This is a genomic window from Pseudomonas sp. (assembly GCF_030150285.1).
Classification (GTDB): Bacteria; Pseudomonadota; Gammaproteobacteria; order Pseudomonadales; family Pseudomonadaceae; genus Aquipseudomonas.
The window spans coordinates 1-11159 of the sequence record NZ_JASLGE010000062.1; the positions used below are offsets into that span (position 1 = coordinate 1).

The window sequence follows — 11159 nt, forward strand, 5'->3', positions numbered from 1 at the left end:
CCATTGCAGCACCACGCCCAGACCGCTAAGCCAAAGCAGGCCGCTGCCGAACATTACGGCGATCAGGATAAATACCAGTTCGCCAGCGTACATGTTGCCGAACAGACGCAGTGCCAGCGAGATTGGCTTGGCAACCAGCGTCACGAATTCGAGCAGGAAGTTCACCGGAATCAGCAGCGCTTGAACCAGGATGTTCTTGCTGCCGAACGGGTGCAGGGTCAGTTCGCCGATAAAACCGCCGATGCCCTTGATTTTGATGCTGTAGAAGATGATCAACGCGAATACCGACAGGGCCATGCCCAGGGTAGCGTTAGGATCGGTCGTCGGTACGGCACGGAACGGGAAGTGCTCATCGCCAGTGATCAGGATGGCCAACTGAGGAATCCAGTCAACCGGGATCAGGTCGATGACGTTCATCAGGAAAACCCAGACGAAAATTGTCAGCGCCAGCGGAGCAATCACGGCGCTACGGCCATGGAAGCTGTCTTTTACGCTGCCATCAACGAATTCCACCAGCACTTCAACGAAGTTCTGCAGTGCGCCTGGTTGACCGGAAGTTGCCTTCTTGGCCGCCATGCGGAAAATGAAGATAAACAGCAAGCCTACGAATACAGACCAGCCGAGGGTATCGACGTGGAATGACCAAAAGCCCATTGCTTTAGCTTCTGCAACGGTGTGAGCAAAGCCCCAGCCGCCATCAGGTAGCTGCCCGAAGGTCAGGTTCTGTAAGTGGTGCTGGATATAGCCCGAAGCGGTTGTTTCTGCCATGGTTGCCTCAAACGCCCTAAGGTCTCGAAAGTGTTGTTCTCATTAGCAGGGGAGCGAACCAGCTGACCAGTTGGGTCAACACGAAGACACCGAATACTGCTATCGGCGCCAATGGCTTCACACCTGCAAACGTCAGCGCGAACAGCACTGCCGTCAAAATTAATTTGCCTGCCTCGCCGGCGTAGAACGACCGAACGATGGCTTGCGCTGCTCGAGCGCCGGTAAACCGGAAAGCCCTGTGAGCAAAATACACATTGGGTAGCAAAGCTATCAGGCCTCCGCAGAGTCCTGAATATCCGGCAACGACTCCATGCCATTGCCAGAGCCCCAGAGCAGCCAGCAATAAAACGACAAATTGAGCCAGCAAAACCGGAAAAACCGCCAAGCGATGGAACGGCAAGCGGTTTGGCGTGCGGGTTTCCATCACAACTGCTCCTCAAAAGTCGGCATCCAATAGAAAAAACTTGGCATAATTTGTGCCGACAAAATGCGCGCAGAGTATAGGGGCGCTTAAGCCCCTATTCAACTGTCAGGTAGTGATTTCCGACTGCGCGCTACATAAGGAAATGTTTCAGCGGATGTGTGCGAGCACTCCCTGAAGCTCATCAAGAGAGTTGTAACCAATTACTAATTGGCCTTTTCCCTTCTTTCCGTGGCGGATCTGCACCGCAGAGCCTAGGCGTTCGGCCAGTCGCTGCTCCAATCGGGCGATGTCCGGGTCAGCTTTAACCGGTTCAACAGGTGCTTGTTTGCCACTCAACCACTGCCGAACCAAGGCTTCGGTTTGACGTACCGTGAGGCCACGTGCGACAACGTGTCGCGCCCCTTCAACCTGCTGGTTCTCGGGTAAACCGAGCAATGCACGCGCATGCCCCATTTCCAGGTCACCGTGAGACAGCATGGTTTTGATCACTTCCGGTAGAGAAATCAGCCGTAACAAGTTAGCCACAGACACACGGGACTTACCCACAGCGTCGGCCACTTGTTGCTGAGTCAACTGAAACTCTTGCTGCAAACGCTGCAACGCGATGGCTTCTTCGATCGGGTTGAGGTCTTCGCGCTGGATGTTTTCAATCAACGCCATCGCAATGGCTGTTTCGTCCGACACGTCCTTGACCATCGCGGGGATGGTTTCTTTGCCAGCCTGCTGACTGGCGCGCCAGCGGCGTTCACCCGCAATGATCTCAAACCGGCCGCCCGCGATAGGACGCACCACGATCGGCTGCATCACACCTTGGACCTTGATCGAGCTGGCCAGCTCTTCAAGGGCTTGCGGGTCCATGTCACGCCGTGGCTGGTATTTGCCACGCTGGATCAGGTCCAGCGGCAAATGCTGCAGCTCGCTTTGATCAACCTTGACCGCTTGCTCTTCCAGCGAGCTGACTGTAGGACCGCTGAGCAGTGCATCCAGTCCGCGTCCGAGACCTCGTTTCTTGACGGCCATGGAATTTCCTTAAGTTGGCTGAGCAGTGCGGGGGGTACGACGTTGGCGGCGAACCAGCTCGCCAGCCAAGGCAAGGTAAGCAATCGCGCCACGGGAATTTTTGTCATACGCCAACGCTGGCATGCCGTAGCTCGGGGCTTCAGCCAGGCGAATATTGCGCGGGATTACGGTGTCATAAAGCTGTTCACCGAAATGCTCCTTGAGCTGGGCCGACACATCGTTCATCAGGCTCAGCCGCGGGTCGTACATGGTGCGCAGCAGACCTTCGATCTTCAGGTTCGGGTTCAGCAACTCGGCGATACGCTTGATGTTATCCACAAGGTCGCTCAAACCTTCGAGTGCAAAGTACTCACACTGCATGGGGATAATCACCCCATCGGCCGCGACCAACGCGTTCAAGGTCAGCATCGACAGAGACGGCGGGCAGTCGATCAGGATGTAGTCATAGCTCTCGCGCACCGGAGCCAACGCTGTACGCAGACGGCTTTCCTTCATCTGCATTTCGAGCAGCACCACTTCAGCGGCGGTGAGGTCGCGGTTTGCGGGCAGCAGTTGATAACCGCCGTGCTCGGAGACGTGCATGGCCTGAGCCAAATCACACTCGCCAATCAGCAGGTCATACACTGAATTCTCAAGACCATGTTTATCCACACCACTACCCATGGTGGCGTTGCCTTGTGGATCAAGGTCGATCAGCAGTACCCGGCGCTTGGTAGCGACCAGCGATGCTGCGAGGTTGATACAGGTGGTGGTTTTACCCACACCACCCTTTTGGTTCGCTATAGCGAATACCTTAGCCATTCTTGCTTGTGTTCCCAATCATGCCGTGCGGCGCAGTATCAGCAGATGGCGTTGGCCTTGGCAACCCGGGACGGTCAAGGCGTGTTCGCTATCTAGACGAAAATCAAGCGGCAATGCTACCAGCTCATCAGCCGGATGAACGCCCTTCATTGCCAACCAGCGCGTTTCGCTGTTGCCCAGGTGCCGCGTCCAGTTGCTGAAATTCTCCATGCTGCTGAAAGCCCTGGAAACAATTCCATTGAACGGCAGTTCAGGCTGAAACTCTTCAACACGGCTGTGGATAACTTGCAGGTTGTCCAGCTTGAGCTCAAGTTTAACCTGGGTCAAAAAGCGGGTTTTCTTACCGTTGCTGTCCAGGCAAGTGACTTGAGACTCAGGGAACAGGATAGCCAAGGGAATACCGGGCATCCCGCCGCCACTACCGACATCCAGCCAGCGGCCATTTTCGATAAACGGCATCACACTCAGGCTGTCGAGCAAATGCCGTGAAACCATCTCGTCCGGGTTACGCACAGCCGTGAGGTTGTAAGCCTTGTTCCATTTTATCAACAGGGCCAGATAGCCCAGCAGCAGCTCATGCTGGATTTGGGTCAATGCGACGCCCAGTTGGCGTGCACCTGTTGATAACTCTTCAGCGTGTTGTGCAGTCACCAGCGAACTCAAGCGTTTTGCTCCAACTTGCGGCCAGCGCCGCGTTTTTTCAGGTGAATCATCAACAGGGAAATCGCGGCTGGAGTCACACCGGGAATCCGTGAAGCCTGACCCAACGTCTCGGGACGTGTTGCCCCGAGCTTGCTCTGGATCTCTTTGGACAGCCCCGAGATAGTCGTGTAATCGATATCCACAGGCAGACGGGTGTCTTCACTGGCACGCAGGCGGGCAATTTCATCCTGTTGACGATCAATGTAACCGGCGTACTTGGTCTTGATCTCAACCTGTTCCGCAACCAGTGGATCTTCTGCCCCCTGGCCAGTCACTTCGACCAGACCGGCGTAGTCGATCTCCGGACGTGTCAGCAAACTCAGCAAATTGTATTCATGGGTCAGCGGCGTGCCAAATTTGGCGGCTATCGCTTCACCTTGCTCAGTACCCGGGCGCACCCACGTACTTTTCAAACGTTGTTCTTCCAGCGCAATGCTTTCGCGCTTGGTACAGAACGCCGCCCAACGGGCGTCATCGACCAGCCCCAGCTCGCGACCTTTCTCGGTCAGACGCATATCGGCGTTGTCTTCGCGCAAGATCAAACGGTATTCGGCGCGGGAGGTAAACATGCGATACGGCTCTTGAGTCCCCAACGTAATCAGGTCATCAACCAACACGCCGATGTAGGCTTCGTCGCGACGCGGGCACCAGGTATCTTTGCCCTGTGCGAGCAAGGCCGCGTTGGTTCCGGCGAGCAGACCTTGTGCCCCCGCTTCTTCGTAACCGGTGGTGCCGTTGATTTGCCCGGCAAAGAACAAACCGCCGATCACTTTGGTTTCAAGGCTGTATTTGAGATCACGCGGGTCGAAATAATCGTATTCGATGGCATAGCCAGGTCGCACGATGTGGGCATTTTCCATGCCGCGGATCGACTGCACGAGTTGCAACTGAACATCAAAAGGCAACGAGGTCGAAATGCCGTTCGGGTACAGCTCATGGGTGTTCAAACCTTCCGGTTCGATAAACACCTGATGGCTTTCCTTGTCAGCAAAACGATGAATCTTGTCTTCAATCGACGGGCAATAACGCGGGCCAATCCCCTCAATCACACCTGAGTACATCGGCGAGCGATCAAGGTTGGACGCAATGATTTCGTGGGTGCGCGCATTGGTATGGGTGATCCAGCAACTGACTTGAGTCGGGTGCTGTTCTTTGTTGCCCATAAACGACATGACCGGAATCGGCGTGTCACCCGGTTGTTCAGTCATCACTGAGAAATCAACCGAACGGCCATCAATGCGTGGCGGGGTGCCGGTTTTCAGGCGACCGACACGCAAAGGCAGTTCACGCAGACGGTGTGCCAGGGCAATCGAAGGTGGATCACCGGCGCGCCCGCCCGAGTAATTCTGCAAACCGATGTGGATAAGTCCACCCAGGAACGTACCGGTGGTCAACACCACCGAATCTGCCAGAAAACGCAGGCCCATCTGGGTGACAACACCGCGTACTTGATCGTTTTCAACAATCAGGTCATCCGCCGCTTGTTGAAATATCCACAGGTTCGGTTGGTTTTCCAGCATTTCGCGTACCACCGACTTGTAAATAGCGCGGTCGGCCTGTGCGCGGGTTGCCCGCACCGCCGGGCCTTTACGGCCATTGAGTACGCGGAACTGGATACCGCTTTTATCCGTCGCTGTCGCCATCGCGCCGCCGAGGGCATCGATTTCTTTAACCAGATGGCTTTTACCAATCCCGCCGATCGCAGGGTTGCAGCTCATATGCCCGAGGGTTTCCACGTTGTGGGTCAGCAACAGGGTTTTTACGCCCATGCGTGCTGAAGCAAGTGCAGCCTCGGTTCCGGCGTGACCGCCACCGATGACGATCACTGCAAAACGGGAAGGGAAATTCACCACGCACCTCGTGCCTGTTACTAGGGGTTTTTTGGATATACCGCGAAGTATAGGGACTTCGCCTTCCTTAAAGAACCCTTTGCACAAAATTTAACCAGCTTGTGGATAAGCCAAGATAGAAATATAAATAAAGAAGAAATTTATTAAAGCTTTGTTTTTATGTTTATTTCTATAGAGGCACCTTTCTGTGGATAGATCGCTAATAGCCTTATTTTACGTACTGTACAGAGATTCAAAAGGCTGTGGTCATGTGCCAATGAGGGGCGTTAGTAAGTGACTTAAGCCTGTGGGTAAATCATACGGTTATCCACAGAGGGGTTTATCTTCAGTTTTCAAGCCCACTTACCCACTGAGCTAAGGCCCAGTTATGCACAGAGCTTATTCGCCGGAATTCTGCCTTTCAAGCCAACAAAAAGGCAGCCGAAAGCCGCCCGGACGAACACGTCATCCTGCGGCCAGCAGCTTCAAAGGGAATAAATGTGATGAACGGCAGCTTATCGGGTACTTAAACAGCGGTGCTCAACCAGCCCTTGGCACTCGCGATAAGCCTGTGGGTTATTCCAATAGCGTCGAGAAACCTTTGGTCGTGTGAGGTCACAACCAGCGTGCCGGTGTACTGATTGAGCCTATTTTCCAGCGCCAGCAAGGACACCAGATCGAGGTGATTGGCGGGCTCATCGAGCAATAACAACTGCGCAGGTTGTTCGGCATAGAACACACAGGCCATTGCCGCCTTCAGCCGTTCACCACCACTGAGTTGTGCACAGGGTCGATTCACCTGCTCGGCGCTGAGCCCTAATTGCGCCAGCCGGGTACGCAATTCACTCTCCGTGAGTTGCCGATTGAGTGCCTGCAACTGCTCCAGCACCGAACATTCAAGGTTCAGCAAGGCCAGGTGCTGATCAAGATAAGCTGTTTTCACACGGACATCCGCCTGCCCAGCCAGGATCGGTACTTGCCCAGCCAACACCTTGAGTACCGTTGATTTACCGCAGCCATTGGGGCCAAGCAAGGCAACCCGCTGGCCCCGACTCAGCGTAAGGCTGAGTGTGCGCAACGGTTCGAAGCCATACGGCAAGCGTGCTTCAACCAACTCGGCGATATGGGCAGCGTTGTGCTGGCTCGTTGTGGGGGCATAGACAAACACGGCCTGCTGCTCTTCAACCAGGCTGGCAGCTTGCCTGACGCGTACCGACAACGCCTCGCGCGCGGCTTGCTGATGTTGCTGCCATTTGCCGCGGCTGTTTTGGCTGCGCTCCTTTTGGCGGCCCAGCAAAATCTTCGCCTGATTATGGGTGCCGGCGGATTTGTTGCCCCGTGCCTGTCTGCGTTCAAGCTGTTCAGCGTGCGCGCGCAACCGTTGTTCTTGCCGGTGTCGTTCCAGTTTCGCGTGGGCCAGTTGCTGTTCGGCGGCGGATTGCTGCTGGGCTTTGGCCTGTGCATAAAACGAATAACCACCACCATAGCTGGTCAGCCCCAAGGCTGAGAGTTCGAGAATGCGCGTCATCGTCTCCAGCAACTCTCGGTCATGGCTGATCACCAGCAACGCCTTGGGCCAATGGCTGAGTTGCGCCTGCAGTGCCAGGCGCTGCTCACGGTCCAGATGATTGGTCGGTTCATCCAGAATCAGCAGATCGGCGTGTGACATAAACGCCCCCATCAGTGCGACACGCATGGCTTCGCCGCCGCTGAGCCGTAGGGTCGGGGTCGAAGGCGTGAGGTGCTGGAGGTTGTTGTGGGCCAGTTGGTCGAGCAACTGTTGGCGAATGTTCCACTGCTCGCCCACCGCGTCAAAGTCCGTTTGTGCGGTACTGCCCTGCTCGATGCGTTCCAGCGCGTTGATGATGGGTTGCACACCGGCCAAATCAGCGACCGTCTGCCCGGTGGCATGGGTGATGTGCTGCTTGAGGTAATACACCTTTGCGGTGTGCAGGCAGCGCCCTGCGGTAGGAGATACATCCCCGGCAATCAGACGAGCCAATACACTTTTACCCACACCATTACGGCCGACCAGGCCGGTGTGGCGCTGATCGAGATGCAGGTTGAGGTCAGAAAACAACGGGCTGCCATCGGGCAACTGATAAGAAACGCCTTCCAGCGTTACACAGGTAGCGTGAGTCATACGTACTCCAGAGATGCACAGATCTACCCCCTGTTGCAGGGGAATCAAGAACTGGCCGCAAACTTCGCGGCGGCATCAATGGCGCATTGGACTAATACCTGTAAGAGACGGGCTCGTCTCGCGATCTTTTAACAGATCATAAGATCGCGAGGCAAGCTCGATCCTACAGATTGCTGGGCATTATTTACCGATACAGAAGCTGGAGAAGATCCGCCCCAGCAGGTCATCCGAGCTGAATGCTCCGGTAATCTCGCCCAACGATTGCTGCGCCAGGCGTAAATCTTCGGCCAGCAATTCACCGGCACCCGCCAGCGTCAGTTGTGCCCGGCCATGTTCAAGGGCATTGCTGGCGTGCTGCAATGCCTCCAGGTGACGACGACGTGCGCTGAAGCTGCTTTCGGAGGTTTGCTCGTAGCCCATGCAGGCCTTGAGGTGCTCACGCAGCAAATCCAGACCTTCCGTTGATCGGGCACTCAGGCTGATCGTGACATGGCCATCGGTACTGACCTCAAGGCTGACAGGCTCACCGCTCAGGTCCGCCTTGTTACGAACCAACGTGACTTTGGCCGGGTCCGGGCGTTGTTGCAAAAACTCGGGCCATAAGGCGAAAGGGTCATCCGCCTCGGGTGCCGTCGCATCCACCACCAGCAGCACGCGATCGGCCTCACCAATAGCTTTGAGGGCCCGCTGCACGCCGATTTTCTCGACCTGATCTTCGGTATCCCGCAGCCCGGCGGTGTCCACCACATGCAGGGGCATGCCGTCGATGTGGATATGTTCACGCAACACGTCGCGCGTGGTACCGGCGATTTCCGTCACGATAGCCGCTTCACGCCCGGCCAGCGCGTTGAGCAAGCTGGACTTGCCCGCGTTCGGTCGACCGGCAATCACCACCGTCATGCCATCGCGCAACAAAGCGCCTTGGCCAGCCTCGCGTTTAACGGTGGATAACTCTTCGCGCACTTTGTCGAGCATGCCCAGTACATGGCCATCGGCCAGGAAATCGATTTCTTCTTCCGGGAAATCAATCGCCGCTTCAACGTAGATACGCAAAGCGATCAGTTGCTCGGTCAAGTTATGCACACGGTGTGAGAAAGCCCCCTGCAAAGAACGCAGTGCGTTACGCGCCGCCTGTGCAGAACTTGCCTCAATGAGGTCGGCAATGGCCTCGGCTTGTGCCAGATCGAGTTTGTCATTCAAGAATGCACGCTCACTGAATTCGCCCGGGCGCGCTAAACGGCAACCCAGTTGAATGCACCGCTGCAGCAGCATATCGAGGACGATCGGGCCGCCGTGCCCCTGCAGTTCAAGCACATCTTCGCCCGTAAAGGAGTTGGGCCCTGGAAAATACAGAGCAATGCCTTCATCCAATACTTCGCGGTTTTCGCCATAAAAAGGCCCGTAGTGGGCGTAACGCGGTTTCAGCTCGCGCTCACTGAACGCGTGTGCCGCCTTGCTGGCCAGGGGACCGGAAATTCGTACGATTCCCACGCCACCTCGCCCTTGGGCGGTTGCCACAGCGGCAATCGTTTCAGCCGGAACACTCATAAAACAGGCCTCGAAAACAAAAGTGACGAATAGCAAAACGCCCCACTAGGGGGCGTTTTGAGTGGTGCGTATCAGAGTAAGTTACTCAGCTGCTTTTTTGGTAGCGGCTTCAACTTTACGCGTGATGTACCACTGTTGAGCGATGGACAAGCAGTTGTTCACAACCCAGTACAGCACCAGACCAGCAGGGAACCACAGGAAGAAGAAGGTGAAGATGATCGGCATCAGCTTCATTACCTTGGCCTGCATCGGATCCGGCGGTGTCGGGTTCAGACGCTGCTGGATAAACATGGTTGCGCCCATGATGATCGGCAGAATAAAGAACGGGTCTTTAATCGACAGGTCGGTAATCCAGAGCATGAACGGCGCTTGGCGCATTTCAACGCTTTCCAGAAGTACCCAGTACAAGGACAGGAAGACCGGCATCTGCACCAGGATCGGCAAGCAGCCACCCAGCGGGTTGATCTTTTCTTTCTTGTACAGCTCCATCATGGCTTGCGACATTTTTTGGCGATCATCACCGAACTGCTCTTTCAGAGCGGCCAGTTTTGGTGCCACAGCGCGCATGCGAGCCATCGACTTATAGCTGGCGGCCGACAGAGGGAAGAAGATCCCTTTGATCAGCATGGTCAGGAAGATAATCGACCAACCCCAGTTACCCACCAGGCTGTGGATATGTTGCAGCAGCCAGAAAATAGGCTGTGCAATAAACCACAGAATGCCGTAGTCAACCGTCAGTTCCAGGCCTGGGGATAACTCTTTGAGTACGCCCTGGCTTTTTGGACCGGCATACAACGTCGCGCTGGTTTCAGCGGTTTTGCCCGGTTCAACCGTCAAGGTTGGGCCGGTGAAACCGATGATGTAGTTGCCTTGGTTGTCTTTGCGGGTTTGAACGACGTTGTTATCGCCTTTCTGCGGGATCCACGCGGTCACAAAGTAGTGCTGCAACCAAGCGACCCATCCGCCTTGAACGGTTTCTTTCAACTGCGCCTTGTCGATATCTTTCATCGACACTTTTTTGTACGGCTCTGCACTTGTCCACAGGGCAGCGCCCAGGTAAGTCGCAGTGCCGGTGGCGGTGCTGGAAGACGGATCGGAGCTGGCATCGCGCTTCAGTTGCGCGAACAGATTACCGTTCCACGGCTTATCGCTCTCGTTATCGATCAGATAGCTGACTTGAACATCGTACAGGCCACGCTTAAGCGTGAAACGTTTGATGTAGTTGATGCCGTTTTCGCTGAATTTCAGGTCAACGACCAACTCATCCTGGCCGGGGGCCAGTTCGAAAGTCTTCTTTTCAGCGCTGAAAACCGGACGACCTGCAGGGCGAGCATCCGGACCGTCAACGCCGGTCAGGCCACTTTGTGCCAGGTAAGTACGCTCGTTGCCGTTATCGAACAACTGGAAAGGAACATCCGGATGGTCTTGGCGACGTGGGTACAGCGGCAGACGCAGCTGTGCAATATCACCACCCTGTGGATCAATTGCGATATCCAGAACGTCAGTTTTTACGTTGATCAGGTCTTTGCTGGCAGCCACCGGGGTTTCGGTCGGTGTGCTGTTATCAGCAGTGGCGCTAGGGACATCAGCACTGTTTGACGCGTTGTTACCTGAAACCGTGTCGGGCAAAGCCGATGCGGTATTGCTGCTGGCGGCAACATTCTGAGTCGGCAATGCAGCTTGGCCATAGTCCTGGTTCCATTTGAGAACCATAACGTAGGACACGACTGCAAGAGCGACGATCAGGATCGTGCGTTTAATATCCATGATTACTCGGCCATCGAAGAAGAACGGGAGGTAGGGATAGGTGGAACCGGGTCGTAACCACCGGGATTCCACGGGTGACAGCGACCTAAACGACGAAAGGTCAGCCAGCCGCCGCGAAGAACGCCATGATTTTCGATGGCTTCCAACGCGTAGCAGG

At 55.5% G+C, this 11159-nt stretch carries 10 protein-coding genes; all 10 read right to left on the reverse strand.

Annotated features, from left to right (window positions below; genetic code table 11):
* The coding region (gene atpB / locus Q1W15_RS14005) for a F0F1 ATP synthase subunit A (RefSeq protein WP_300729510.1) at positions 1–768 on the reverse strand (768 nt) is incomplete at its 3' end.
* Positions 769–784: 16 nt separating this feature from the next.
* Complete coding sequence (locus tag Q1W15_RS14010; RefSeq protein WP_300729512.1) at positions 785–1192, reverse strand: F0F1 ATP synthase subunit I; 408 nt, start codon at positions 1190–1192, stop codon at positions 785–787.
* Between the two features lie 147 nt (positions 1193–1339).
* Complete coding sequence (locus tag Q1W15_RS14015; RefSeq protein ID WP_300729514.1) at positions 1340–2212, reverse strand: ParB/RepB/Spo0J family partition protein; 873 nt, start codon at positions 2210–2212, stop codon at positions 1340–1342.
* A gap of 9 nt (positions 2213–2221) precedes the next feature.
* A complete protein-coding gene (locus Q1W15_RS14020) occupies positions 2222–3013 on the reverse strand; it encodes a ParA family protein (protein ID WP_300729516.1) in 792 nt (263 codons plus the stop codon).
* An 18-nt stretch (positions 3014–3031) separates the two neighbouring features.
* Positions 3032–3676 carry a 16S rRNA (guanine(527)-N(7))-methyltransferase RsmG gene (gene rsmG / locus Q1W15_RS14025; protein WP_300729518.1) on the reverse strand — a complete coding sequence of 215 codons (645 nt, stop codon included), beginning with the start codon at positions 3674–3676 and terminating at the stop codon, positions 3032–3034.
* A complete protein-coding gene (mnmG, locus tag Q1W15_RS14030; protein ID WP_300729520.1) occupies positions 3673–5565 on the reverse strand; it encodes a tRNA uridine-5-carboxymethylaminomethyl(34) synthesis enzyme MnmG in 1893 nt (630 codons plus the stop codon). The genes rsmG and mnmG overlap by 4 nt, the downstream gene beginning before the upstream one ends.
* Positions 5566–6070: 505 nt before the next feature.
* Positions 6071–7687 (reverse strand): ABC-F family ATP-binding cassette domain-containing protein, encoded by a 1617-nt coding sequence (locus Q1W15_RS14035; RefSeq protein ID WP_300729522.1) that lies wholly within the window; start codon positions 7685–7687, stop codon positions 6071–6073.
* A gap of 180 nt (positions 7688–7867) precedes the next feature.
* On the reverse strand, positions 7868–9235 hold the full coding sequence (mnmE, locus tag Q1W15_RS14040) for a tRNA uridine-5-carboxymethylaminomethyl(34) synthesis GTPase MnmE (protein ID WP_300729524.1): 1368 nt from the start codon (positions 9233–9235) through the stop codon (positions 7868–7870).
* Positions 9236–9316: 81 nt separating this feature from the next.
* Positions 9317–11002 (reverse strand): membrane protein insertase YidC, encoded by a 1686-nt coding sequence (yidC, locus tag Q1W15_RS14045; RefSeq protein ID WP_300729526.1) that lies wholly within the window; start codon positions 11000–11002, stop codon positions 9317–9319.
* A 2-nt stretch (positions 11003–11004) separates the two neighbouring features.
* A partial coding sequence (yidD, locus tag Q1W15_RS14050; RefSeq protein WP_300729528.1) for a membrane protein insertion efficiency factor YidD occupies positions 11005–11159 on the reverse strand: 155 nt, incomplete at its 5' end.

What these genes read in the sequence shown, in the direction of transcription:
- Q1W15_RS14010 (WP_300729512.1), bottom strand. Translation starts at nt 1,192, where the DNA reads ATGGAAACCCGCACGCCAAACCGCTTGCCGTTCCATCGCTTGGCGGTT.
- Q1W15_RS14020 (WP_300729516.1), bottom strand. Translation starts at nt 3,013, where the DNA reads ATGGCTAAGGTATTCGCTATAGCGAACCAAAAGGGTGGTGTGGGTAAA.
- mnmE (WP_300729524.1), bottom strand. Translation starts at nt 9,235, where the DNA reads ATGAGTGTTCCGGCTGAAACGATTGCCGCTGTGGCAACCGCCCAAGGG.
- Q1W15_RS14035 (WP_300729522.1), bottom strand. Translation starts at nt 7,687, where the DNA reads ATGACTCACGCTACCTGTGTAACGCTGGAAGGCGTTTCTTATCAGTTG.
- Q1W15_RS14015 (WP_300729514.1), bottom strand. Translation starts at nt 2,212, where the DNA reads ATGGCCGTCAAGAAACGAGGTCTCGGACGCGGACTGGATGCACTGCTC.
- yidC (WP_300729526.1), bottom strand. Translation starts at nt 11,002, where the DNA reads ATGGATATTAAACGCACGATCCTGATCGTCGCTCTTGCAGTCGTGTCC.